The organism is Nocardiopsis sp. KDC1DS13DA1, assembly GCF_055632325.1.
In genome coordinates this window covers 100,869-127,633 of record NZ_JBVMUY010000006.1, presented here as the reverse complement: position 1 = coordinate 127,633, position 26,765 = coordinate 100,869, and the positions used below count along the sequence as shown (strand labels likewise).

Sequence of the window (26,765 nt, the reverse complement as noted above, 5' to 3'; positions counted from 1 at the left end):
CACCCAGCACCACCCCTCCACGAGGAGTCCCCCATGTCCCCCCGCCAATGGTCCTGGCGCAAGTTCAAGTGGGCGTTCCTGTCCGTCACCGCCACCGTCCTGGTCTTTGCGTTGGTGGCCACCCTCATGGGTGTCGTCCCGGGAATCCCCGCCTGGTGGCGTGATGACGCACCCGACCTCCAGGACATGGGTGACCCGGTCGAAGGAGTCGCCCAGGAGGTAATGCCCGCCGAGCCCGGGGCGGAGGAGGACGCGGCGGTCACCGAACCGGCACAGGTCGACTGGCCGTCCGCCGACACCCAGACCGTTCCGGTCACCGCACAGGGCGATGACCCTCGGCCGGTCGAGGTGGGTGGCCTCGAGGTCTGGGTCACCTCTGCCTCGGATGCGACCGGAGAGGTCCAGGTCGACCTGTTGGACCAGCAGGCCGCCCAGGACAACAGTGTGCGCGGACTCCTGATGCGGGTCTCCGCGGTCGAGGGGGGAACCGACCCGGACCAGGTCGAGTTGACCGTCGACTACAGCTCAATCCAGGACGCCTACGGCGGCAACTACGGATCGCGGCTGCGCCTGGTGGATCTCGGCGATGACGCTCAGGATCTGGCCTCGGTCAACGACACCGACGCCCGGACGGTCACCGCCACCATCACCCCCGGCACCGACTCCACCGCCGACGACCGGAGGGCCCCGACCGCGAGTCTGCCGTCGGAGCCCTCCGGGCCCGCAGCAACCCTGTTGGCCCTGGAAGCCGACCCCTTCTCCTGGGAAGGCGACTTCACCGCCACCGAGCTGTCCCCTTCCGCCGAGTGGAACGTCGACCTTTCCTCCGGCGCGTTCACCTGGGACTACGGCCTGACCGTTCCACCGGTACCGGGTGGTTTGGAACCGAAGGTCTCCCTGTCCTACTCCTCACAGACGGTGGACGGGCGCACCGCGGCCACGAACAACCAGGGTTCATGGATCGGTGAGGGGTTCACCTACGAGGGCGGCTACATCGAACGCCGCTACGCCACCTGCGAGGACGACGGCGAAGCGGACCAGACCTACGACCAGTGCTGGGCCACCGACAACGCCACCCTCATGCTCAACGGGCAGTCCACCGAACTGATTCGCGACGACAGCACCGGTGAGTGGAAGCCCCGTAACGACGACGGGGCACGCATCGAACACCTGACCGGAGCCACCAACGGCGACGACGACGGCGAGTACTGGCGAGTGACCACCGTCGACGGTATCCAGTACACCTTCGGTCTCAACCGACTTCCCGGGTGGGCTTCGGGGGACCCGGTCACCGACTCGGTGTGGACGGTGCCCGTCTTCGGCAACGACAGCGGCGAGCCCTGCCACAACGCTGACTTCGCCGAAGCATGGTGTCAGCAGGCCTGGCGCTGGAACCTCGACCACATCGAGGACACCCGCGGCAACATCGCCACCTTCCACTACGACACGGAGACCAACCACTACGCCCTCAACGGCGATCTCGACACCGCGGGCACCGAGTACGTGCGAGGCGGCCACCTCACCCGCATCGACTACGGTCTGCGCGAAGGCCAGGCCTACACTCACCAGGCCCCGGCCCAGGTCGTCTTCACCACGGCCGAGCGCTGCCTGACCACCGAGACCTTCGCCTGCGACCCCGCTGACCTGAACGAGGACAACGCCAACCACTGGCCGGACATCCCCTATGACCTGCACTGCGCCGAAGGCGAGGAGTGCACGCTCACCCAGACCTCGCCGTCCTTTTGGACCCAAAGGCGCCTGAGCGGCATTCACACCCAGATCCTCACCGACAACGGCTACTCCAAGGTCGACTCCTGGGAACTGGCACACCTGTTCACCGACAACGGTGACGGATCCAAGACCCTGTGGCTGTCCGAACTCACCCGGACCGGCCATGTCGGAGGCACCCAATCCCTGCCCCCAGTGCGGTTCAACGGCATTCAGCTGCCCAATCGCATTCGGGAGACCGGGGACCAGATCTCCGCCCTGAACCGGTTCCGCCTTTCCGAGATCTACACCGAGACCGGCGGCAAGATCACCGTCAACTACTCCGGCAGCCAGTGCACCCCGCAGAACCTGCCCGAACCGGGGACGAGCACCGACCGCTGCTACCCGGTGATCTGGAACCCTCCGGGCTTTGAGGACCCGGTCACGGACTGGTTCCACAAGTACGTCGTCAGCGAGCTGATCCTCACCGACCGCACCGGCGGTTCCGACGAGCAGTTCACACGCTATGACTACGTCGGCGACACCGCCTGGCGTCACGCCGAAGCTGATGGCATCACCCCCGAGGAGTACCTGACCTGGAGCCAGTGGCGCGGCTATGAGACCGTGCGCGTCAGCAGCGGCGACGGTCAGGACATGCCGGTGCTGACCGAGCACACCTTCCTGCGGGGGATGCACGGCGACAAGGACCCCGCCGGAGGCACCCGCAGCGTCTCGGTCACCGACTCCACCGGAGGCGAGCAGACCGACCGCGACGAGTTCGCCGGAACCACGCTGGAGACCGCCACCTACGACGGCGAACAGCTGGTGAGCCGGACCATCAACGAACCCTGGCGCCACCGCACCGCCACCCAGACCGAGGACTGGGGGACACGGCACGCGACCATCGTCGCAGCCGGGACCCAACGCAGCCTGGTCGAACTCTCCTCGGGCGGCACACGCGAGAGCCGCACCGCCAACACCTACGACACGACCACCGGTCGCCTCCTACAGGTCGATGAGAGCGGGGACCTGGCGGTCGACGGTGACGAGCGGTGCAGGACGTACACCTACGCCGACAACACCACACGGCACATGCTGAACCATCCGGTGCGGGACCTGTTGCTCGCGGGATCGTGTGACGCCGCGACCGAGTCGGCCGACACCGTCCTGACCGACATGCGCAGCTTCTACGACGGTGGGAGCTTCGGTGAAGCACCCACCCAGGGCGACGTCACACGCACCGAGCAGGTCTCCGACTTCGTGGACGGATCCCCCGTCTACTCCCTGATCGAGGCCTCCACCTACGACGACTACGGCCGCATCACCCAGGTGAGGCGCCCCGGTGACGTCGTGTCCCAGCGCGTCACACGCACCGACGAACACGGCCTGCCCGTGCACTACCAGGTCGAGAACGCCCTCGGCCACACCATCGACGTGCGCTACGACCCGCACCGGGGCAACCACCTGTGGGAACAGGACGCCAACGGACGCAAGATCGAAGCCGACTTCGACCCGCTGGGCCGACGCACCGCCATCTGGAACCCCGACCGTGACCGCGCCAACGGACAGTCACCCAGCATGCGCTTCGAGTACCTCTTCACCGAGGACGCACCCGTGGCGGTCAAGGGTGAGGAACTCAGGAACGACGGCGGCTACGACACCTCCTACACCCTCTACGACGGGTTCCTCAGGCAGCGTCAGATCCAAAAGCCGGGCCCCGACGGCGGCCGACTGGTCACCGACGCCCTCTACAACGCCATCGGCCAGACCCGGCTGGAGAACGAGTCCTACTACGCCTTGGGCGCTCCCTCCCCCGACGTGCTCGATGTCAGCAACGGTGACGTCAACGGCCAGACCCGCTACGTCTACGACGGTGCGGGCCGGGTCACCGACGAGATCCGCCAGGTCGCGGGCGACGAGGCCTGGCGCACCACCTACACCTACGGGGGCGACCGGGTCCTGACCACACCACCCGACGGCGGCACACCCCAGACCGTGGTCAGCGATGTCCGCGACAACGTCGTGGAGAGGATCCAACACACCCCCGAAGGCGAAGAGGACCTCGTCACCCGCTACGACTACACCCTGCGCAACGAGTTGTCCTCGGTCGTCTCACCGACCGGTGCCCGCTGGAGCAACGCCTACGACTACCGCGGCAATCTCCTCTCCCAGGTGGACCCGGACTCGGGCGAGGTCACCATGGAGTACGACCAGCGCGGCCTGCTCACCTCCACGGTGGACGCCCGGGGCGTACGCCTGACCCGCACCTACGACGACCTGGAGCGCCAGATCTCCCTGATCGAGGGGGACGCCGCGACGGGCACCCCCTTGGTGAGCTGGCAGTATGACACCCGCCTGCTGGGTCACCTGTTTATGGAGACGCGCCACCACGACGGGCGCGACTACCGCACGGCGGTCACCGAACGCGACTCCATGTACCGGCCCACCCGGACCGTAGTCGGCATCCCCGACGGGCACGGTGACCTGTCGGGCAACTACACCTTCACCACCTCCTACAACACGGATGGCACCGTAAAGGAACGGGGCTATCCGGCTGTCGCGGACTTGCAAGCCGAATCGGTGGAAACCACCTACGACGAGCTGCGCCGCCCCATCACGTTGGCCGGGGAGGACACCTACGTCACCCGGACCGACTATGCCCAGACCGGCGAACTGCTCCAGGTCGAGCTCACCACAGGCGAGGGTCCGACCTCGTGGCTCACCTACACACACGAGAAGGGCACCCAACGCCTCCTCACCGCGAGGGTCGACCGCCAGGGCCAGGATTCCCTCTCCGACTACCGGTACAACTATGACGACGCCGGCAACATCCAGAGCCTGGCCAACGTCCCTGCCAACACGGCTCCCGAGGTCCAGTGCTACACCTACGACGGCCTCAACCGCCTGGTCGACGTATGGACCACCGCGAGCACCGACCACGCCTCCTGCTCGACACAACCCTCACCCACCCAGGTCGGGGGCCCGGTACCGTACTGGACCTCCTACACCTACGACGCCGCGGGCAACCGCCTGCAGGAGGTCAACCACGCCCTCGGCCAGACCCCGGGCACGGACACGGTCCGCGACTACACCTACCCGACGGTGGAAGACGGCCGACCACACACGCTCACCGGTGTCACGGAGTCCGCACCCGACGGGGACACCCTCTACACCTATGACTACGACGAGGCCGGAAACACCACCCGCCGTGTCGAAGCAGCGGACGAGTACACCTTCAGCTGGGACGCCCAGGGGAGCCTGTCGAGCGCACAGAGCCCCGCAGGGGAGACCTCGTTCGTCTACTCGCCCCAGAACAGCAAGCTGATCAAGGACACGCCGGACCAGAGCACCCTGTACCTGCCGGGTATGGAGGTCCGCCAGAACACCGTCACCGGTGAACTCCAGGCGGCCCGTTACTACGACCACGGCGGAACCACGGTCGCCATGCGCAAGGCGGACGGGCTCACCTTCTTCGGAGCCGACCACCACGGCACCGCCGACGTGGCCATCAACGCCGCTGACGCCCAGAACTGGATCCGCAGGTTCACACCGTTCGGTTCCACACGCGGGGATCAGCAGCCGTGGCCCGACGACAAGGGATTCCTCGGCAAAACCGTTGATGAGAACCTGGGGATCATCCACGTCGGAGCCCGGGAGTACGACCCGGTTACGGGACGGTTCCTGTCTGACGACCCCGTCATGGACTTCGAGGACTCCCAACAGATCAACGGGTACGCCTACGCCAACAACACCCCCGTGGCCGCATCCGACCCGAGCGGACTGATGCTCGCAGGATGCCACTGCAGTTCGGGAACGGTACCCAGTGGTGGTGGGCCGGGATCGGCGAACTCCGGAGGAGGCTCAGGTTCCGGTGGAAGTTCTTATGGCTCCAGCCCGACGTCGATCGTCGGCAACCAGGGCGGCGCTGCGGTTGGGAACATCAGCAGCATCAGCGAATACCGGATGACGGCCGAACAGTACAGCGAGTTCCTCACATACTTCGAGCAGACGGATTCGGGTATTGTCCTGGAGGCCGAGACCTTCTCTGGTATGAGCGAGTATCAGGCGGGCGATTATCTAGCGCTGATGCACGCGGAAGACACTGGTCGCATGCCTGCCCAGGACAGGATTGACCTCATCATTCTCACTGAACTCGTCATGTTCGCGTCTGGGATTGACATCAATTCTTCTGAGTTCCAAGCAGGATATGACGCGCACTTCTATTTGCGTGAGGCCAGCCAGTCAGGGGCAATTCCGTTTGGTGGGATGAATGCTGCTGCCGGTGCTGCGGGCGCCAGGGCGAGCGGCCTGGTGCGAGGTGCGGGATGCCGCAACAGTTTCTTCGAAGGCACTCACGTTCTCCTGGCTGATGGGACGTACAAGCCCATCGAGGACGTGGAGATCGGCGATGAGGTACTCGCGACTGACCCTGAGAGTGGCGAACAAGGCCCAAGACCTGTCGTTGCCACGATCATTGGTGAGGGGGTCAAAGAGTTTGTTAAGATTTCCGTGGATCCGCTGACCGAGCATGAGCGATTTCCTGAGGTTTCAGATATCCCTAGCGGGCAACCCGGCCCTACTGTCGTCGGGGTGGACGTCCTTGCTACTGAAGGACATCCGTTCTGGGTTCCAGATGCGCAACAGTGGGTGGATGCTGCCGATCTCACTCCTGGGATGTGGCTCCAAACGTCGTCTGGATCCTGGATTCAAATTTCGGCAGTTCAATCGTGGGTAGAAACCGCAACGGTCTTCAATCTGACTGTTGAAGGAACTCACACTTACTTTGTTCAGGCTGGAGAATCCGATCTACTCAATCACAACTGCTCAAGAAATCAGGGAATCTATGAGTTTCAAGATCTTCGGAGTCCAGGGTCGACTTATGTCGGAAAGACAAACAATTTCAGTCGTCGACTCGGGGAGCACGTCAATGATGGTAGAATTGCCCGACGAGAAGATGCTACGTGCACACATGTGTGCGGAGGTGATGACCAGCTGCTCATCAGAGAGCATCAGAGAATCAGTGAACTAATGAGCCAAGGGGTTCCACTGTCGAATCGAATAAATTCGCCGGGGAGAAGGCTCTCTCAAACGGTTGGCGAGCAGTTGAGACTCTTCTAGGGGTATTGTGAAATTCTGGCATGTGATTGACTCGAATGATATTCGAGACGCGAAAGATGTCGAGGTTGCATTGCTGGGGGTGAAAAGTAGACTAATGCGGCTCGATGTTGAAGAGGTGAGGAGGTTTCATGTGGAGCTTCGTTCTCAGATATCGAGTCTTGACCTGGAAAGCCTAAGGTGTATTGACGTGGAAATTCCTCGCGTTGGTCGTTTTCCGCAAACCGAGGACGGGTTCTTGTATGCGAGGTGTGCCTGTATTTTGTCCGGTCGGCGAAGCTATGAAGCCGTACTTCGCGATGCATCTCAATTCTCCAAGTATGTCAAGCCAGGTGTGCATTCATCGGAGGGTCTTCTTTACCTGGCTCGTGAGGTGCATGAGGAGAAGACTGGGCGGGATATCTACTCTGAGTAGAGTTTTCTGAAGAGTAGTGTTTCGATGCCTGGCGGAACAGAGATCTCGCAGCCTGGACTGTTCACTCGGAGGTCTCTCTGCGCTGGCCCGTGATTCCACACCCGGCGCGTAGACGTGGAGGTTATCGGAGGCTGCCCTCGCACACTGTCCCGTACCGGGTTCCGTGGAAATGGTGGTGTGCGCCGGGATCGCCTCTCGTCACTCTTGCACTGTGCTGAACAGGGGTATTTGTGCCGCTGTTCTCTCTGAGGCGCGCAGGCTGGTGGTGTGACAGATCCTCTGTGACTCCAACCCGGCTGTGAGGAAGCTCAGGAGGCCACGTTGGTCGTAGGAGATTTGGTCTACGTGGCTCTGCCAGAGGGTCGCTTTGGCTGAGACGTTACCGAAGACTTGATCCGGCCTGGCCGGATTCGATTCTGCGGCCTGCGTGTGAGGTCGGTCTGTCGGAGGGGTGGTGTTGGATGTTGAGCGTGGTTGAGTTCCAAGGGTGGTTTTCAGCGACACGCCGGGGTTGTCTACACTACCGGAGGGCTGCTGAAAAATCTGGCTCGGATCGATGAGTCGTACGTGCTGCGGCCAGGGACTTTACCGTCTTCATCGTCCCTGGGAGGGGTAGCAACCCCAACGGCACGAGGCGACGTGAACGACGACGGGACGGCCTTCATCGCCCCTGGGAGGGGTAGCAACAGCAGACGGGATAGCCGGGCGGCGACACGGTCGCGCGCCTTCATCGCCCCTGCGAGGGGTAGAAACGCGGCTGGGAACGCGCCACGTTCGACGTGGGTGGACGCCTTCATCACCCCTGTGAGGGGTAGAAACTTGAAACGCTCCCGAGCGCGAGTGATGCCCTCAGTCGCCTTCATCGCCCCTGCGAGGGGTAGCAACCTGGTCCCCGAGCATGCGCGCCGTGAGCAGGCACAGGTCCTCATCGTCCCTGCGAGGGGTAGCAACCACACCGGGCAGCGCAGGTCCGGGTGAGTGGTGGATGCCTTCATCGCCCCTGCGAGGGGTAGCAACACCACCCCGGGCGCGGCCGGGGCCTCGTACACGGCGCCTTCATCGCCCCTGGGGGTAGCAACACGACGTGGGGGCGTTCTGCGCCACCCACTCCAGCGGCCTTCATCGCCCTGCGAGGGGTAGCAATAGCCGGTCGTGATAGTCGTGTCCGTGTTCGTGCCATGCCTTCCGTACCCCTCTTCTAGGTTCTCCTGCAAGAAATACGCCAAAATAGGGCATTTTGGATAATGTGCCTGGCTTATATCAGATTCGTGATTGTCGTGTGTGGTGTTTGGAGTCATTGGCCTGATGCGGTCACTTCGCTGGCTCAGTCTCCTTCTTGTCGTTGGTGCTCTCTAACGTGATTGCTCGATTCCCCAACGAGTACGAGGAGGTGACCCTTGCGTCTGCGATTGACAGTCCGCACTAATGCGAAGTCTCTGAACTGGGAGAACGTGCTGCGCCCGGGTCGCGGCCTGATCTATGACCTGCTCGCCCGAGGAGCGCCGCAACTCGGAGAACGGCTCCACGAACACGGGTGGGGCCAGACCGGTATGACGCCGTTCGGTCACAGCGCCCCGGTGTTCCCCTCCGCGCGCCGCCATCGCGGCACCTACGCAGTGGGCGGGATTGGTGCGCTGGAGATCGGCAGCCCGCTGCCGGAAGTCGTTGAGGGACTGGCCAAGGGCTTGGCTGGCCAGTCAGTGTTGGACTGGGGAGGCACGGCCTTCCGCGTGGAGACCGTCGATGTCCTCCCACCTCCAGACTTCGTATCGGGAGCAGCATTGCTGAGGACCTCGACCCCCGTGGTGATGAAGGGGTCGGGCCAGGACGAGCACGGGCAGCGCACGACCCGCCAGGCGTGGGTGCTACCAACCGAGCCGGAGTTCCCTGCCTACTTCGAAGCGAATCTACGCCGCAAAGCCACAACTGTGGGAGCCGATCCCGATGTGACGGTCCAGGCGATCACCTGGGTCGGCCCCAAACGCAGCTTCTGTGTAGGCCAGGGCTACAAACCAGGTGCTGCCGTGGAGGCGGAGCTACGTGGGGCCCCGGAGACGCTGCGCAGCATCTGGAGTTGGGGGCTGGGGCAGGCGAACGCGGCCGGGTTCGGGTGGGTGATCGCATGAGCACCACGACCACCGGGCTCGAAGTGCGGCTCACCGCCCACCCCCTGCAGCGAGTCGGCGCGTTCGCCTTGGCCGTTCTCGCTCACCCCAAGAAGGTCCGTCTACGGCAAGTCGCCCACCCCCAGGAGCTGACCGAGCAGGACCTACGTGCGGCTAACGCGCACATGACCAAGGACCTGGAACGCACGACCTCCATCACTGATGCCAAGGGTCCGCACGGGTTCTGGCTCGGGGCCAGCTACCTGCTGTGGCCCAACTGCCCGATCAACACCACCAACCGCAAATCCCTCCTCGGCGACCAACTGAAGGAGAGACTTCACCAGTGGCGGAACCTCCCCGAGGCCGAACCACAGGTCGAGGCACGGTGCGTGCTGTGCGACCACCCCGCGTGCGGGTTCTACGGCAAGGTCGACATCCCCTTGTTGGAGCGGGCCTCGGACCGCAACACCACCATCCCCTCCCATGAGGGCATGGCGCTGTGCCGGGGTTGCCTGCTGAGCTTCTACGCCCTGCCCTACGGGTGCGCGATCGGCGGAGGCCGCGCCACGGCCCTGCATACCTGGGACGACGACCTGCTCCGGGCGACCACCAAGTTCCAGGTCGACCAGACCCGCCGACACGCCATCACCGGCTCCCCTATCGGGGAGCGCCCCTCCTATGCCCGCCAGCTCGCCGGGCTCGGCCGCCTGCGCGGTTACGACGAGACCGTGACCGATGGGGTGGAGCTGTTGGTGTTCACCAACAGCAATAAGGAGCAGGACCTGGCCGTCCACCACATGGACCAGCCCTTGGCCGAGTGGATCCGTAGCTTGCCCCGCCACGAGCTACGCCTGCTGGGGCGCACGCACCGGTGGGAGAAGGTCCCGGGCCGGTCCATGCTGGCGCGCAACCTCTTCGACCTTCCCGACCGGGTGATCCCCACCGTCTCCCACTTCTTGCGCGAACGCGCGGTGGGAGACGGGCGGATCTTCGCTCACACCCCCCTCCTGGCCACGACATGTTCCTCCTACGCCACGAAGGTGCTGCAGGTGTCCACCACCAACCTGGACCAGATCGACCAGCTCGCCCGACGCATCGCCCACGTCCTCAACACCGAGGACGACAAGAAGCTCAAACAGTTCCTGCAAGCCCGTAAGAAGCTCGCCACCCTGAGGGCCTGGCTGCAGCGCCAATCGGTCGACCGCACGCTGCGCACCACCGAGCCCGATCCGTTCATCACTGAACGCCAGTGGCGGCTGCTGTTCGACTCCGAGGACCAGGTCTTCCTCCACCGCGACCTGCTGTTCATCGGTGTGCTCAACCACCTGCACGAGCTCAAACCCTCCTGGCGCGGCGCCGACCACGACGACGTGACCGACGACGACCTCATCACCAGCGACGACCTGGAAGCGGAGAACGAGTAGATGACCTTCCTCGTGGGCAAGATCGCCCTGGACATCACCGCGGGCGCCCCCAACAACGGGCGCGGCGAGGACAACACGGCCAAGGTCAAGTCGCTGACCACCGGCCGCGGCGAGCGCGTCCCCTACACCTCCGCCCAGGCGTTCCGCCGCTGGCTGCGCGACTCCCTCCCGGCCAACGAGCAGCGCTCGCCCGTCACCAAGGAGGGCAAGGGCAAGAAACAGCAGGCCTACACGGCCGGCCGCCCGGACCTGTACCTGGACGATGACCTGTTCGGGTACATGGTCGCGATCAAGAAGGAGAGCTACCAGCGCGATACCGTCCTGGCCACCGGAACCCTGGTCTCGCTCGCCTCCCGCCGCATCACCACCGACTTCGGCACCATGAGCCGCGGGTTCGAGGCCGGGGCGGACCCGGTCATCCACGAGCACGAGCACTACACCACCGAACTCGCCGGTGATGTGCTCCTGGACCTGCCCAGGGCGGGCACCTTCGAACAAAACGGGGGAGGGCTGCGCCGCGCCCTGGCACCGGCCGCCGCAACCGAAGCGACCCAGGCCGGAGCCGCCGAGCAGCTCCTGCGCGGAATCGACTGCCTGCAGTTGCCGATCGCCGAACGCCGACGCCGGGTCGCGGTGCTGCTGCGCACCCTGGCCAGGGTGCAGGGCGGCGCCAGCCGGGCCCTGCACTACGGCGACCGCGCCCCCTCGTTGATCCTGCTCGCCCCCCTCAAGGGCGGTAACAACCCCTTCACCCGTGTTCTGGGCCTGCGCAACGGCACGGCGGTCTTCGACACCGACGTGTTCGTCGAGGAGAAGGCCGCCTGGGCCGAGGAACTGGACGGCCCGATCCTTCTGGGGTGGGCGCCCGGGTTCCTAGGGGACCAGCGCGAACAGGTGCGCCGCGACCTGGCCGAGGACATCGCCGCGGGCAGCGTGGTGATCGACCACCCCCGCACCGTCATGGACACCCTGGCCAAGGAGATCGAGGCCGGACAGCGCGACGCCTGGTTCGAGGACCCCACCGCATGACCGACGCCCTGGAGATCACCATCACCGCGCCGGTGGCCTCGTTTCGCAACCCCCTCTACTCGGGGGTCCAGGTCACCCTGCCCTGCCCGCCCCCCTCCACCGTGGCCGGTCTGCTCGCGGCGGCGGTGGGCGGGTGGGAGCACCTGCCCACCGACACCCGGGTGGCCATGGCCTTCACCGCTCGCGGCAGGGGGGTGGACCTGGAGACCTACCACCCCTTGGACGCCGACGGCAAGAAAAGGGACGCCACCCCCAAGGACCACGAGTTCCTCGCCGATGTGACCCTCACTTTGTGGGTGCTCGACGACTTGGACGTGTGGGAGAGGGCGGTCCGCCGCCCGGTGTGGCCGCTGCGGCTGGGCCGTAGCCAGGACCTGGCCTCGGCCCGAGCCCGCCGCATCACCGTGGAGGAGGGCCCCGGACACCAAGGCCATGCCCTGCTCCCGGTTGAGGTGTCGACGTCGGGCATGCAGCTGCGCATGCCGCACGCCATCAGCACCGACCGGTCCCGTATCCAGTGGGGCACCTACCGGTACGCCCCCGCGGGAAGCCCCGCCCAGGTCGACACCCGGCTGCGCACCCCCGACGGCCAAGCCGTCGTCCCCCTGACCGGTCTGCACCCCCACACCGCCCACCCGCCGCCGGTGGAGCTACCCCACATCTGGGCCAAAAGCCCCCAGCGTGGTGAAAAGCAGGGGGAGGCGCTGACCACCCACCTGGACGCCACCACCCGAGCCCTGCAGGTGCTGCGCACCCGTATCGGCGCCCTACCCGAAGTGCCGGACCGGTTCTGGGAGTGGGCGCGCCTGGCGTGCTTGTTCCACGACGCCGGCAAGGTCCCCCAGGGGTTTCAGACGATGGTCGGCAACCCCCCACCCGCACACCCCTGGGGTCAGCGGCACGAGATCTACTCGCTCGCCTTCATCGACCACGTCCTGGCCCACCTGCCTGGAGAGGACCGCACCTGGATCGGCCTCGCCGCAGTCACTCACCATCGGCCCCTTGCCGGAGGTGAGGGGTCCATTCGCAGTGAGTACCGGTCCCTGGGCAGCCCGGACGAGGTCGCCGTCACCTTCGGGCCCGTGGATGTCGCCTCGGCCAACGCCCTAGCGCAGTGGCTGGCTCGCCGCGCCGGAGCACCCGACCCGGACCCGGTCGACGAAGCGGTGCTGGCCAAGGCCACCCACCGGCTGCTCGAGCACCTCCTGTCCACCTGGCAGCGCGGGGAAAGCCCCACCGACGAGGCCGGGCTGACCGCCGCCCTGCTCCAAGGCGCCATCACCCTGGCCGACCACGTCGCCTCCGCCCACGGCCAACTCCTCACCACCCACCCCCTGACCAGCACCGACTACCCACACCGGCTGCGCACCCAGCTCACCCTCAAAGGACAAGCCACCTACCCCCACCAGGACGCCGCCGAAAACGTCCCCGACCACGTGGTGGTGCGCGCACCCACCGGCCAGGGCAAAACCGAAGCGGCACTGCTGTGGGCCACCACCCAAACCCGAGCCCTCAGCGAAGAAACGGGCGCGACACCCCGGCTGTTCTACTCACTGCCCTACCTGGCCTCCATCAACGCCATGGCCACCCGTTTGGGCGAGGTGTTCGGCCCCGACCAGATCGGCGTGGTGCACTCACGGGCCGCCAGTTTCCACCTGGCCACCGCGGCCTGCGACGACCCCGACCATGAGCTCGCGGAGACCACAGACGACGAAGACGATGAACAGCAGCGCCGACGGGCGTCCCGGGCGGTAGCCAAAGCGAACGCCAGCCGCTTGTTCCGGGAACTGGTCCGCGTCACCACCCCCTACCAGCTCCTGCGTGGAGCTCTGGGAGGAACCGGGCACGCCAGCACCCTCATCGACACCGCCAACTCCACGTTCGTCTTCGACGAACTGCACGCCTACGAGCCCGGCCGCCTCGGCATGATCCTGGCCATGATGGGCCAGTGGGAACGCCTCGGCGGCAGGATCGGCATCGTCTCCGCGACCATGCCCCAACAGCTCACCGACGCGATCGACAACGTCCTCACCCGCGACATCACGACGGTCACACCCCGCGGCGACGACGCCTGGCCGCGCCGCCACCGACTCCACCTGCGCGAGGACCACCTCACCAGCCAGGAGAGCATCGCCGAGATCGAACAATCCCTCACCCAAGGGCACAGCGTCGCGGTGATCGCCAACAATGTCGCCGACGCCTGGCACCTGTATGACCGGCTCGCCCCCACCGCTAGGCGACTGCACGGTGAGGACGCGGCGCTGCTGCTGCACTCACGCTTCAAGACCGGTGACCGCACCCGCATCGAAAAGCGCATTCACGACCGCTTCCGCTCGGGCAGGAAGCCACGCCAGCCCGGCCTGCTGGTGGCCACCCAGGTCGTGGAGGTGTCCTTGGACGTGGACTTCGACGTCCTGCACACCTCCGCCGCCCCGCTGGAGGCCCTCCTGCAACGGTTCGGCCGCACCAACCGGCTCGGCCAGCTGCCCGACCTGGCCCCGGTGGTCGTGCACCAGCCCACCTACGCACCCCGCGCTAAGGGCGGGCCGGAGTTCACCGACAAGGTCTACGACGCCGAACCCACCCGCCTGGCCTGGGAAATCCTCGCCCGCCACGACGGGGCCGCCCTCGATGAGCGCCTGTTCACCGACTGGCTGAACCAGGTGTACGACACCGACTGGGGACACCGCTGGCGGGCCAAGGTCGACGACTCGGTCACCACGTTCACCAACGAGTTCCTGGACTTCCTCACACCCCTCAACGACACCAGCGAACTCTCTGACGCTTTCGATGAGATGTTCGACGGCGTGGACGGCATCCTCACCGAGGACCGTGACGCCTACGAACAAGCGCTCACCGGTCGCATCGAGGGAGAGGAACGGGGCACCGGGCCGCTGCTCGCCTCCCAGTACCTGATCCCGCTCCCGAACTACGCTCGAGGCCTGGGAACCTGGGACCGCAAGCTCAACGTCCTGCTCATCGACGCCACCTACGACCCCGACCGCGGCTTGAGCGCCATCCACCCGGCCCACGGCACCACGACCAATGCCTACCAGCCGGGGGTGCTCCTGTGATTGGTGACCAGGACGTGGGCGGGGTCCACGTCAAGTACCTGTACCACTGCCCACGCCAACTGTGGCTGTATGCACGGGGGTTTCGCCCCGAAGCCACCAGCGCCACCGTCCAGCTCGGCGAAGCCGTCCACGACACCTCCTACCGGCGCGCCCACCCCATCGACCTCGGTGCGGCCCGCCTGGACGACCTGGACGGCCAGTTGTGGGTGCACGAGATCAAATCCTCCTCCCGCCCCACCGAGGCCGACGAAGCCCAAGTCGTCCACTACTGCTACCGGTTGCGCACTGTGGGAGTGGACACCCAAGGCGGCATCCTGCACTACCCCAAGACCCGCCGCACTCACCGCATGCCCTACCAACCCGACTGGGACGAACGCGCCCGAACAGACATCGCTGCCGTCCGCGACACCGTTGCCCAACCCACCTGTCCACCCCGGCTGTCCCGTACCCGATGCCGAGGGTGCAGCTACTTCGACTACTGCTGGAGCCAGTGATGCCCTCCGCTGCCCGCACCTACTGGCTCACCTCGGCCTGCCGCATCCGACGCAAGGACCAGTCCCTGCTCATCGAACGCGAACACGGCCAGGACGTGCGCATCCCCATCACCGACGTGCGCGACGTCATCGCCTGCAAACCCGTGGACGTCAACACCTCCGTGGTGAGCCTGCTCAACCAGCACCACATCAACGTCCACCTCCTGAGCTACTACGGCGACTACTCCGGCTCCCTGACCGCCGCCGACACCGCGACCTCCGGTGAGACCGTCATCGCCCAGGTCGCTCTGGCCACCGACACCACCAGGTCCGTGAGTATCGCCCGCGACATCGTGCGCGCCACCGCCTTCAACATCCGCCGTGTCCTGGACCGCGACCTGCTCAAAGCCCCCTACACCGTCCTGAAGGACAAGACCGCAGCAGCCTCCGATGCGGCCTCGCTCATGGGGATCGAGGGCAACTTCCGCCGGAGCGCGTGGGAGGTGCTCGACACCAAACTCCCCGACTGGCTGCAGCTACACGGTCGTAGCCGCCGACCACCCAAGAACGCCGGAAACGCCTTCATCAGCTACGTCAACGGCATCGTCTACGCGCGGACCGTCACCGCGCTGCGCCTGACCCCCTTGCACACCGGGATCGCGTTCTTGCACAGCACCATGGAACGCCAACGCCACTCCCTGGCCCTGGACGTGGCCGAGATGTTCAAACCGTTGTTCGCCGAGCGGCTTCTGGTGCGCATGGCCACCCGCAACCAGCTCAAGGAGCACCACTTCGACGTGGACTCCAACCAGGCCATGCTCACTGACGCGGGCCGCAAGCTGGTCGTGGCCGCGGTGCGGGATGAGTTCGCGACCACGGTCAAGCACCGGGAGTTGAACCGGCCGGTGGCTTACGACGAGTTGCTGTACCTGGAGGCGCTGAAGGTGACGCGGGCGTGTTTGGAAGGCGATGTCTACAAGCCGTTCCGGATCTGGTGGTGAGAGCCGGTGCATGTTGTGGTGGTCTACGACACCGCGCAGGAACGCAACCCCGCGATCCTGCGCACCTGCCGGTTGTATCTGCACCACGTCCAACGCAGTGTGTTCGAGGGGCAGCTCAGCGATGCTCAGGTCAAGCGGTTCGAGCGGGCGGTCAAGGACGTGATCGACGATGGGCACGACCATGTGCTCGTCTACACGTTCCCGCCGGGGGTGAGCCCGCGGCGGATGTCCTGGGGCATCGCTCGAGCGGAACCGAGCGACATCCTGTGACCAGTGCTGGTGCCGCCCGGAGGGCGGGTTTTCAGCGACACGCCGGGGTGGCGTGCAGGACCGGAGGGTCGCTGAAAAACACCCCCGGGAACGGCTGCAGGGAGCGGGTGTGGCCTGCGGCTTTACTCTCGTCCTCATCGCCCCTGGGAGGGGTAGCAACATGTTCGGGCCGGGGCGTGACCTCGTGACAGTGCGGTCCTCATCGCCCCTGGGAGGGGTAGCAACGTGAGCACACGCACGCGGGTGCCCGGGGCGATGTCGTCCTCATCGCCCCTGGGAGGGGTAGCAACCCGGGATCAGCCCGCAGGTGCGCGACCTGTACAGGTCCTCATCGCCCCTGGGAGGGGTAGCAACCGCGCTCAGGGCGTCACACGCGAACTGAGCGTCCCCCGGTCCTCATCGCCCCTGGGAGGGGTAGCAACCCGAGACCCAGCGCGCGAGCTGCGCTCCCAGCGCGGCGTCCTCATCGCCCCTGGGAGGGGTAGCAACCGGCGATCCGGTCGCCGGCCTTTTTGGACAGGGCTCGTCCTCATCGCCCCTGGGAGGGGTAGCAACGAGTTGTAGGCACGGAACGCCGCGCCGCGGGGGGGTCCTCATCGCCCCTGGGAGGGGTAGCAACGCGTGGCGGCCGGTGGCCTCCAACCGGGCCACCAGTGTCCTCATCGCCCCTGGGAGGGGTAGCAACTCGGCGACGGTGGCCGGGTAGGGCGGGCTGATGAGCGTCCTCATCGCCCCTGGGAGGGGTAGCAACTTGCTCTTGGGCTGTTCGCGGGAGTTCTGCTCCTGCTTGTCCTCATCGCCCCTGGGAGGGGTAGCAACAGCGTGCGCAGCGGGCCGGGTACGACCCGGCCGCCGTCCTCATCGCCCCTGGGAGGGGTAGCAACATTCCGGGCAGCGGCCCCAGGATGAGGGCATGGAGTCCTCATCGCCCCTGGGAGGGGTAGCAACTGGGGCTCGCGGCCCCCCTGAGGCCCTGAGTCCTCGTCCTCATCGCCCCTGGGAGGGGTAGCAACTCGTCGTGGTCGTCCACGACGGTCACGGTCCACACGTCCTCATCGCCCCTGGGAGGGGTAGCAACCGGGCCAGGTCCCGGGCGGTGGCCGCCCCGTTGAGGTCCTCATCGCCCCTGGGAGGGGTAGCAACATCTTGCGAGAGCTCAAGTGGTTCATGGCAGAGCGTCCTCATCGCCCCTGGGAGGGGTAGCAACATCAGCAGCACACGCTCGCCGGACTCGGCGATCGCGTCCTCATCGCCCCTGGGAGGGGTAGCAACACAGCGTCGCCGATGGCACAGCCCCCGAAGGTGCGGTCCTCATCGCCCCTGGGAGGGGTAGCAACGTCGCGACGATCGGGGCCGACGCGAGCCCGTTCCCCTGTCCTCATCGCCCCTGGGAGGGGTAGCAACAACCGAGACGGGCACTGCGATCTGGGCCTGTAAGCGTCCTCATCGCCCCTGGGAGGGGTAGCAACATCACGAGCAGCAGCGTGAGCCCGGCGTGTACCCCGGGTCCTCATCGCCCCTGGGAGGGGTAGCAACCGGTGATGGGCAAGGTGGCGTCACCGACGTTGAACGTCCTCATCGCCCCTGGGAGGGGTAGCAACATGAGCCTCGACGAGCTCGACCGCCACCGCGACTACTGTCCTCATCGCCCCTGGGAGGGGTAGCAACGTGATCACCAGTCCCAGCGGGGCGGCGGCCGCGACGGTCCTCATCGCCCCTGCGAGGGGTAGCAACAAGATGTGCCCGTATTTCACCAACGAACTGGAGAAAGTCAATTTCCCAATAAAGATTAGTGTCACGGCCCGAGGAGGCGTGGTACAGGGCAGTCGGTGTCCTCATTATTTCAGGTGAGGGGCGTATGTGCTGTCCCACTCGGCATCCACGAGCCGGTCGGTCATCAGGTCCACCAACGCGCGTTCGCTGGGGGAGAGACCGTCCCACCACTCCTGGTCCCGGATGGCCTCGACCGGGTCGTCGAACTCGTCTTCCATACAGACGGTGTACCCGCCAGCACGAACAACGGGCCGGTGTCCACAAACGAAGTTGAGGTGGGGGCCGTCCCCGGCAACCAGGCGGAAGCGCAGCCGGGAACGGCCAACAGGGGTGCCTTCCGACAGCCGCGCGGAGGTCTCCAGTCCCCGCACGGCCGATGTCCAGCCGAGACAACCCCACACCGGATACGGAACGACCGTAACCGGAGTTCATGTCAGACAATACTGCGCCCGATGGGTTCGCGTCCGACGATTCGCTTATTACCAGAACCACTGGGTTCCAAAGCCTTAGAACGGTATCAGTGCGTTTCTGAACGATCGTGAACATCATCGAACTCCGCCAGGGCCAGCACGCACCACCAGGCTCGTTCTATGACTTTGCTGCGGAAACTTCCCCTACCCGGACATAGCACTCGCCAACCCTGTGCGCCTTGACCCCGGGTTCAGGTAGTTTCCACCGCATCGGCCCTTCCGGCTACGTGCCCCCCGGGTGCGGCGTCTCCAAACACAGCCTCCACCCGTTCGATTCCGGTCGTGTAGCTGTCCAGCCGACATTGTGATCCCCTTTCGGAAAGGGAACCCATGTCCATTTCCCTCACCCCGCAGGCAGCCCGGGTCCTGGTGATGATCCTGATTCTCATCGTCGCCCTCGCTGTCCAGGCCACCGGCCACGATCTGGTCACCGCCCTCCTGATCACCGTGGTCGGGACCGGGCTGGCCGCCGATGCCGCCCACCGTGTCCTTCCCACCGGGGCCACCCGATGACCCCCGGCGAAGCCGACTCCGGCCCCCACCAGTCCCTGATCCGTTACCGGCCCGTCCCTGGATACCGGCCGCTCCCGGACGCGCTCCCGCGCCGGTGTTTCCAAGAGAGCCAGGCAAGGGGTGGGCCTTTGACTGCCCGGTCAGGTGTGGGCCGAGATCAGTCCTTGCCGGGTGCTGATGGTGAAGCTGCCGTGTTGCTCAAGGTGCCGGTGGAGATTGGCGGTGGCCTGGGCCAGGGCGGCGTCGAAGGGAACACCCGCCTGTTCGGCCCAAGCGCGGTACGACGCCAGGTGGGCGAGCACCGGTTCTGCCGTAGTCACCTCGATGACACCGGACAGCTCCTGGACCACCACATGGGCAAAGTGAGCCCGTAGGGCGTCCTCGGCGTGTTCGAGGGGGAAGTGGTCGGAGAGCTTGATCCGCTGGGGCCCGCGGTCGATGCCCAGCACCTGGCCGGCGGCGGTGGACCACAGCTCGTCGAGTTCCCGCTTGTCGACGCTGGCATTGGTGGAGGCGAGCAGCACACCGCCCGGTTTGAGAACACGGGCGAACTCGGCCAGCCCGGTGCCCGGGTCGGGCAGATGGTAGAGCATGTGCATCGCCAGCACCGCGTCCACGGAGCTATCCGCCAGGGGAAGCCGACAGGCGTCCGCGCACACGACCGGACCGGGCACATCGTGCAGCAGCGTGAGGGACAGGTCCACCCCCAGCGCGCGCAGGTCGGGCCGCTGGGAGCGGATGCGGTCGAGATAGCGGCCGTTGCCGCAGCCCACGTCGACCCAGGTGCCGCCGAGCCCGGAGAGTCGTTCCAGGGCCATCGCGGCGATGTCGAAGGTCGGGTGTTGGAACTCGTAGAGGCGTTGGCGGGCGCCCAGGTGGCGGTCGTCGCGGTAGGCGTTCGTGGTCAGGACTGACGCGTCGGTAGTCGCCTGGGTGAGTGCGCGCGTGGAGTCCATGGATCCATCCTGTCCAGGTTCAGTCCTGCACGGTCAACGGTCCGGGGCGTTCGCAGAAAGCGGTGATCTGCCTGCTGTGTTTCGTTCGGGGTGTGATGGAGGCTCTGGCGCCACGACGGTTCACTACGCAGGATGGGTGAGCATCTGTTTCAGGTGGCGGGTGAGATGCGCAGCGGCGTCTTCGGAGACGAGCGCCAAGTCCTGTGTCAGTGACGAAGGCAGGCCGGTTCTGTTCAGTTTCGCGTGGTTGACGCGTGCACGCAGTATCTCGCGCTGCCGGGGGCTCAGGTGTGTCTCGACAGCGGGGGAGCTCAGAACCGTGGCTGCCGCGTAGGCGTCGTCGCTGTCTATAACTCCGTGGATGAGGTGAGCCGCCAAGGCGTGGTGATCCGGGGCCAGTTCGCACGCCAACGTCCCCACACGAGTGGTGAACACCGCCCCGCCCGGGATGGGTGGCAGGTTCAGGATGGCGTCGGTCATGGCGGCGATGGCGTCGGCGGGGTCGTGGCCTCGCGCGCGTGCGGCCGCGGTGGCCAGGCAAGCGGCGACGGCTTGTTCCCATGGTTCGGAGCAGGATGCCTCCTGCAGAAGGGTGTGCGCCGCGTCCGGCTCGTTGCGGTGGAGGGCGGCGACCACGGCGACCTGGCGGCCGTCCAACAGGCGGTGGCCGATGCCGTGGTGGCGGCTCAGATGGGCGAGCGCTTCCTGCCACCGACCCGCTTGGCACAGGGCTCGGGTGCCGTCAGCGAGCAGGACCGTCCACAGGAATCGGCGCAGTTCGGCGCGCTCGGGTGGGCTGGCGACCAGGTCGGCGACCGCGCATGTGCGGCCTTGAACCACGGCCGTGTGCCCGTGGGTCATGGCCGCGAACAGGGCGTCGAACGTCTGGTAGGCGTCATCGAACTGGTCGGCGCGGATGGCGAGGCGGCCCAGGTTGACCAGAGGTTGCAGGGCCAGAGTCGCAGCCCGCACGGGCAGAGGCGCGGCTGGGGCGAACAGGTCGTGGTGCTGCCAGCAGAGCAGCTCGGCCATCGCTGGTTGTCCGGTGTCGCTGGCGATGAGCGCGGCCTTGTTCATCGCCTCGGAGGCTTTGATGAGCCCTTCAGCTGGGTCCTCGGCGGTGGCGGCCGTACGGGCGAGGTCGTGGAGTTCCTTGATGCGCTGTCGGAGCGGGAGAGCCGGGGGCCGTGCGCGGGGCAGCAGCGGGACGTAGCGGATCGCGGGAGGGAGTGAGAGGTCCTGGGTCATATGCCCACCGTTTCGGGGTCGAAGATGACGCGGGCGGCGGTGTGGGAGAGGACCGCCTGCTGTGGGCCGGGTATGCCGAGCCGGTTCCAGTGGAAGAGGATGTGGTGCGCGAGGACGGCGCGTAGCCCTCGTTCCAGGCGGCCTTGGCTGTGCAGAGCGGCCAGCTCCTGCCCGCATGCCTGGAAGCTCCGAGCCCAGGGGGCGAAGCCCGCGAAGGCCCCAGCGGTGAAGTGCACCGCGCCGGGACCGGGGTCGACACTGAGGAGCCGGTGCACCTGGTGGTGGAACTCCTCCGTCGGCTGCGGGCCGTCGCTGGACGGGAAGCGGGTGGCGGTCACGCGGTGCCACACGTCGCCCTGCTCGTAGTGGTCCAGGCCAGAGGCGCGCATGAGGGCACGGCACAGCAGCAGTGACACCTCCCGGCGCCGGTCCCTCCCGGACTCCGTGGTGGCCAGGAATCTCATCGTGTGGTGGGTGTCGGCGCAGAAAAGGGTGTGGGCGGTGCCAGTGGCGGTCTCACCGCCGAAGGCGCGGGTCTCGGGCTCGTAGACGGCCTGGGTCCAGCTGCGGATGGTGCCGGTGGCGGCGAGCTCGTCCAGCCTCCTGGCCACCCGCTCGCGGGTGGCTTTCTGCTCCTCGGCTTTCTCGGGCAGGCGGATACGGCACCGCCACGCTCCTTTGCGAACGAAGAACCAGGTGAAGCCGTCCAACGCGGAGGCCAGATGGCGGATACCCACGTGTTCGGCCGCAGTGGGGTCGGGGAAGCCGATGGTGGCATGCAACCACAGGTCGGAGGTGTGGGTCATGGGCGGGTTCTCCTAAGGGGGTGTCAGGCCAGGGCGAGGCAGGCGTCCCACGGCACACCAGGGGCGACGCCGTTGGCATAGGTGTGCAGGGCCAGCGCGATCCCGGCGCGGCCGTCGAGGAACTCCGGGTCCTGGCCGTTGTCGAGCTCCAGACGCGTGAGGAAGCAGGCGGCGATCCGGTCCAGGTCCGCTGTCAGAGGCGTGTCGGGAGAGTCGTCGTTGATGCGCCAGGCGCAGTGCAAGAGCCCGGCCCACCCGTGGCACAGCCCGAGTTCGGTGAGGGTATTGAGCTGGTCGTCGTCGCGCAGGCAGTCGGCCATCGCCTGTTCAGCCATGGCTCGTCGGTCGTCGTCGCCCAGGGCGAGCCCGGCGAGTTGTTGGGCTCGGGCCAGACCGGCGGTGCCGTAGCACCAGGAGGGCCTCTGGCCGGTAACAGAGGCGTTGGTGCTCGGGCCGCTGCTCCATCGTTCGGGGGTGAGGTAGTAGGGCCACCACACCCCCGCGGGACCGGTATGACGGCAGGTGTCGAGAACGGAGCAGATCCGTTCGATCGCCTCTACGTGCCCGTCGACAGTGACTCCTCGCAGTGCCGCCAGCGACAGTACTGCTAACGGGGCGGCGATGCCGTGGGCCATGCCCATGTTGAGGTGGCCGCCGGGGAACTGCGGTTCGACACGGCTGTGGGGGGATTGTTCGGTCCACCAGCCAGGAAGCTGGTCGGGACTTTCGGATAGCGGCAGAGACAGGCGGACGAGGTAGGCGAGCACCTGCCGGGTGATCTCAGTGTCGGGGTGGCTGTGCAGGTGATACACCGCCAGCCCGGCCATGCCCTGGATGAGGTCGAACTCGGCCAGGAGCGGGCGCTCGCCGCAGTTGATCCGTGCGTGCGCTTGCTTCAACCGGTGCTGAGTAAGACGCGCGGTGGCCTCATCGAGGCGTTTGCGTGCGGTGGCCAGGTGGGTGGGTGAGGTTGCGGCGATGGTGGCGACCAGGCCCAAGGCAGGGGCGCCGGACCACAGGGTGGCGGTGTCCCCGCCGTTCACCGGCACGGACAGTGCACGGGTGAGCCAGGTTCGGGCGGTGTCCCATGATCCGTGGCCAGCGCGCACGGCTTCGATGTGAGCCAGAGCCACCCCCGCGGCCCCGCCGCCCACCGAGGCAGGACGGGTCCGTAGCGGCGAAGCCGCCGCCGAGAACTGCACCCGGTCAGGGTCGGCGAGGCTGTCCAGGATCGTCTGGGCGGCGGCGTGCGCCCGCTCCGCCGTGGTGGCTGCCTGGACAGCGGTCGTGGTGTCGTTCACGGAGCGGTCTCCTTGATGCGGGCGTTCCAACTCAGGGCAGCGGCCCGTGCCAGCGCCAGACACGACCGCTCGGCGTCGGGGTCGGGGCCGAACAGGCGTGTCGAGTGGAGGTGGAGCAGGTCCGGTAGCACGTCCTCAGCGGTGAGGCCAAGGTCGATGAGGGCCTTTACGTAGGCGTGTACGGCGTCGGCGCGTTGACGCCAGACGTCCTGGATCGGCGTGGGATGACCCTCCAGGTTGGGGTTGGTGAGCGTAATCGTCCGCACGGCTTCGGCCCGGTCGGTGGTGCCCGGAGGCGCGTGGGCGATGAGCCAGGTACGGGCGGCGAGCTCGTCCCCGAGAACGTGGTGAGCGAGGTCGGTCATACTCACAGCCGCCCACACCCGCGTGCCGGTCTCGTCTGGGGTGGTGGAGAGCTGGGCCGCCACGGCGCGGGAGTCAGCGACGAACAACGCCTCGGCAGCGGCCATCGCGGCGCCGGGCCCGAACCTGCCGGACTCGGGGGTGTAGGTGTCGTGGACGACGGTGGCGACCATGCCCCGCTCACGGAGGTCGCGTGTCCAGGAGTGCACGGCCCGAAGCTGGTCGGGGCCATCGATCCGGATCCGGAGGCGTAGGTGGGGGTCGGGGTCCTGGTAGCGCAGGAACCACGCTTCGGGTGCTCCGGCACCGGCCAGCCTGGGGAGTTCGTCGGTGATCAGGTGGGTGGTGCGGTCGGGGTGGCCGTACAGCTTCACCGAGCACCAGCCGGGGCCGCCGGGCAGGTGCTCGGCAACGCGGGGGTGGGCCGAGCCGGGGCGGGATCGAACCGGGATCTGAGGGAGCTCGGTGGTCAGGGTGGCGACGATCTCGTGGGCACGGCCCCCGATCCATGCCAGGTCCTGGCTGGTGGGGGCTTCACGCAGGAACACCCGGCCGTTGCGGTTCAGCGCGGTGCGCACCAGGTCTTGGTGCGCGGGCTGGTGCAGGTCGAGGTGGAGGCGTTGGTCGTTGTCCCCGAACTCCACTCGGGGCGGTACGCGGTGAGTGGTGCACCACCGGTTCAGGTGGTCGGCCCACTCACGCCACGACGCTCGGGGGTCGGGAAGGTCGCAGGCGTCCAGCCGCCACCGGGCGGGGGCCAGGACGCACTGCTGCCATCGCACCCGGGGCAGGAACGGCAGATGACCAGCGGCTCCCCAAGAGAAGGGAACGGGCACGGTGACACGCGCGTAGGACAGTTCGGCGAGGAACCACAGCAGCGGGTTGGCAGCGCGGGTGAACTCGATCGCGCTGAACACCACCGGTTCCACAGGTCGATCGTGGCGAGTCGAGATCAGATGCAGGTGCCGTGCGTCGGCGGTGACGGCGAGCTCGTCCAGACGTAGGGAGTCCGGTTCTGACGGATGGTGTTGTCCCAGGGCCAGCGTGGTCTCCAGCACACGGGGGGTACGTGAGATCTGGTCTCCGCGCCCGGACCTCGTGGGGCAGGTGAGCTGAGCGGTGATCGCATTCCGCCTCAGGGAGGGTAGACGCCGGTAGAGGTTGGTCAGGTCGTCCCGGTCGGCCGGTGGGAGCAGGTCGAGGAAGCGGCCGACGGTGGTACCCGCCGCACGGGACACTCCAGCGACCACGATGCGGAACTCGCCATTGGTGAGTGCTTCTCGGCTGGTGGCGTGAACGCGCACCCGCAACTCGGTGTGCGGCCACACAGCCTCGGGCGGGGCGCCGAGGCGGTCCAGGACGGCCTCGTCCACCACGACCTCGTTCCCACCTTCAGAGGTGGCGCGTTGGGCCAAATCGAGCAGGGCGATGTCGCGGTCGGACACCGCTTGGGCGGGCGGCGATGACAGCCGGGAGCCGTAGAACCCGACGGGCAGGCCGAGCCCGCGGTCGGGGTCGGTCAGCTCGGCCACCGGCACCCTCGCGCCGACCCCGTACCGTTCACGGAAGCGGCGGTGGTAGTCGCGCCATACGGCGGTGCCTCGCGGCTCGGGGGCCAGGCGCGCGAGAACCGCGGCGGCGCCCTGCATCTGCCACGCGACGGTGCGCGGCAGGGTCAGATCGCTGTCCAACCGCAGGTCGACGACGGCCGAGGCGGCTTCGGGCGTCACCTTCGCCAGCGCCTCGTGCGCTCGCTCGGCGGCGGCCGCGCGGCCGTTGGTGGTGGGCGCGTCGTTGTGGTCGCACAGGGCTTGGTGGGCGTCGTCCAGGCGGGCGAGGATCGTTGCGGCCTGCGAATACCGGTCGGCATCGGCATCCCGCGTCGCTCTGGTGAGGTGCTCCAGGGGGTCCGGGGTATGCATGGGCGGGTGCAGGCAGGTCAACAGCACACGGTGGTCCACGAGTGTGTCGACCATGGTGCGGGCCGCATCTTCCCGGCCTGGGAACGCCCTGGCCAGCGCGGCTTCCACCTCTGCTCGTGGGATGGGGGTGGCGGCCAGCTCCATGACGAGACGCAGCGGTGCGGTCAGGCGCAGCGACGAGCGTGTACCGCGGTCAGCACCCGAACGCGGGCGGTGTTCGACGATGATCCGCCCGTTCCTGACCACGACCAGGTCGTTGATGACGACTGTCAAGCGGGAGGTGAACTCCTCTGCGCAGGACTCCAGGCGGGAGACGGCCGCATCGATCCAGGTGGCGTTCACCCGTGCCACAGGCCTGTGGTCATCGCCGATTCCCCCGGACACGGTTGAGGTGAACGCGATCGGGGCGACCCCGGCGAACAGACCGAACGGTGTGGCCCGGCTCTGGGAACGCAGCACATACCGGGCACACGAGCGGGACACCCGCGCGATGTCGCGGCCGTGGCCGCCGTCGCGGCAGATCCGGTCGAGCCGCTGGACGAGGGCGGGGCTGGCCTCACGAATCGCCGGTCCCACCACCGGATGGTCGCGCACCTGCCGCAACCACGCGATCCACTCACTGCGGTGATCGGGACTGTCGGCGGGTGCCTCGGGCCACCGGGGAAGGTCTCGGGCGCTGGGGAGCGTGGAGGCGCGCACCAGCCCTGTCCGGTGTGCGGTGAATCGGGGCTGCACGAGCACTCCTTAGGTACGGCCCGGTGCCGCTGGCGGCGGCACCGGGCTCAGTGGTGGTGTGTCAC

General features: G+C 67.0%; 16 protein-coding genes and 1 CRISPR repeat array. Of the genes, 10 read left to right on the top strand and 6 right to left on the bottom strand.

Features of this window, described 5'->3' with window-relative positions:
• Positions 1-33 precede the first annotated feature (33 nt).
• The 9 genes from ACTVAJ_RS06050 (at position 34) to cas2 (ending at position 16,613) form a co-directional block, all read left to right on the top strand.
• Entirely contained in the window at positions 34-6,825 is a 6,792-nt protein-coding gene (locus ACTVAJ_RS06050) for an RHS repeat-associated core domain-containing protein (protein WP_470387062.1), read from the top strand.
• A 7-nt stretch (positions 6,826-6,832) separates the two neighbouring features.
• On the top strand, positions 6,833-7,237 hold the full coding sequence (locus tag ACTVAJ_RS06045; RefSeq protein ID WP_470387061.1) for a DUF4240 domain-containing protein: 405 nt from the start codon (positions 6,833-6,835) through the stop codon (positions 7,235-7,237).
• Positions 7,238-8,634: 1,397 nt separating this feature from the next.
• Positions 8,635-9,363, top strand: a complete 729-nt coding sequence (locus tag ACTVAJ_RS06040; RefSeq protein ID WP_470387060.1) for a CRISPR-associated endoribonuclease Cas6 — start codon at positions 8,635-8,637, stop codon at positions 9,361-9,363.
• Positions 9,360-10,766: a hypothetical protein gene (locus ACTVAJ_RS06035; protein WP_470387059.1), complete on the top strand. Its 1,407-nt coding sequence runs from the start codon at positions 9,360-9,362 to the stop codon at positions 10,764-10,766. Before ACTVAJ_RS06040 ends, ACTVAJ_RS06035 begins: the two co-directional genes overlap by 4 nt.
• Complete coding sequence (cas7i, locus tag ACTVAJ_RS06030; RefSeq protein ID WP_470387058.1) at positions 10,767-11,795, top strand: type I-B CRISPR-associated protein Cas7/Cst2/DevR; 1,029 nt, start codon at positions 10,767-10,769, stop codon at positions 11,793-11,795.
• Positions 11,792-14,869: a CRISPR-associated helicase Cas3' gene (cas3, locus tag ACTVAJ_RS06025; protein ID WP_470387057.1), complete on the top strand. Its 3,078-nt coding sequence runs from the start codon at positions 11,792-11,794 to the stop codon at positions 14,867-14,869. The genes cas7i and cas3 overlap by 4 nt, the downstream gene beginning before the upstream one ends.
• A complete protein-coding gene (locus tag ACTVAJ_RS06020) occupies positions 14,866-15,363 on the top strand; it encodes a CRISPR-associated protein Cas4 (RefSeq protein ID WP_470387056.1) in 498 nt (165 codons plus the stop codon). The genes cas3 and ACTVAJ_RS06020 overlap by 4 nt, the downstream gene beginning before the upstream one ends.
• On the top strand, positions 15,363-16,343 hold the full coding sequence (gene cas1b / locus ACTVAJ_RS06015) for a type I-B CRISPR-associated endonuclease Cas1b (RefSeq protein ID WP_470387055.1): 981 nt from the start codon (positions 15,363-15,365) through the stop codon (positions 16,341-16,343). The genes ACTVAJ_RS06020 and cas1b overlap by 1 nt, the downstream gene beginning before the upstream one ends.
• Before the next feature lie 6 nt (positions 16,344-16,349).
• Positions 16,350-16,613 carry a CRISPR-associated endonuclease Cas2 gene (gene cas2 / locus ACTVAJ_RS06010; RefSeq protein ID WP_470387054.1) on the top strand — a complete coding sequence of 88 codons (264 nt, stop codon included), beginning with the start codon at positions 16,350-16,352 and terminating at the stop codon, positions 16,611-16,613.
• Between the two features lie 130 nt (positions 16,614-16,743).
• Positions 16,744-18,347: direct repeats of the CRISPR family, unit length 30 nt; unit sequence GTCCTCATCGCCCCTGGGAGGGGTAGCAAC.
• 104 nt (positions 18,348-18,451) lie between these two features.
• Here the strand turns inward: cas2 and ACTVAJ_RS06005 are convergent.
• On the bottom strand, positions 18,452-18,604 hold the full coding sequence (locus tag ACTVAJ_RS06005; RefSeq protein WP_470387053.1) for a hypothetical protein: 153 nt from the start codon (positions 18,602-18,604) through the stop codon (positions 18,452-18,454).
• Between the two features lie 582 nt (positions 18,605-19,186).
• On the opposite strand from ACTVAJ_RS06005, the gene ACTVAJ_RS06000 reads away from it, so the two are divergent.
• Positions 19,187-19,369, top strand: a complete 183-nt coding sequence (locus ACTVAJ_RS06000; protein ID WP_268643636.1) for a hypothetical protein — start codon at positions 19,187-19,189, stop codon at positions 19,367-19,369.
• Positions 19,370-19,509: 140 nt separating this feature from the next.
• On the opposite strand, the gene ACTVAJ_RS05995 is transcribed toward ACTVAJ_RS06000, so the two are convergent.
• From ACTVAJ_RS05995 to ACTVAJ_RS05975, 5 genes are all read right to left on the bottom strand, one after another.
• A complete protein-coding gene (locus tag ACTVAJ_RS05995; protein ID WP_470387052.1) occupies positions 19,510-20,325 on the bottom strand; it encodes a class I SAM-dependent methyltransferase in 816 nt (271 codons plus the stop codon).
• Between the two features lie 123 nt (positions 20,326-20,448).
• Entirely contained in the window at positions 20,449-21,573 is a 1,125-nt protein-coding gene (locus ACTVAJ_RS05990) for a hypothetical protein (protein WP_470387051.1), read from the bottom strand.
• Positions 21,570-22,379 (bottom strand): thiopeptide-type bacteriocin biosynthesis protein, encoded by an 810-nt coding sequence (locus ACTVAJ_RS05985; RefSeq protein WP_470387050.1) that lies wholly within the window; start codon positions 22,377-22,379, stop codon positions 21,570-21,572. Before ACTVAJ_RS05985 ends, ACTVAJ_RS05990 begins: the two co-directional genes overlap by 4 nt.
• Before the next feature lie 23 nt (positions 22,380-22,402).
• The gene (locus ACTVAJ_RS05980) at positions 22,403-23,680 is read right to left on the bottom strand and encodes a lanthionine synthetase C family protein (RefSeq protein ID WP_470387049.1); all 1,278 of its coding nucleotides are present in this window, start codon (positions 23,678-23,680) and stop codon (positions 22,403-22,405) included.
• A complete protein-coding gene (locus ACTVAJ_RS05975) occupies positions 23,677-26,700 on the bottom strand; it encodes a lantibiotic dehydratase (protein ID WP_470387048.1) in 3,024 nt (1,007 codons plus the stop codon). Before ACTVAJ_RS05975 ends, ACTVAJ_RS05980 begins: the two co-directional genes overlap by 4 nt.
• Positions 26,701-26,765: the final 65 nt, after the last annotated feature.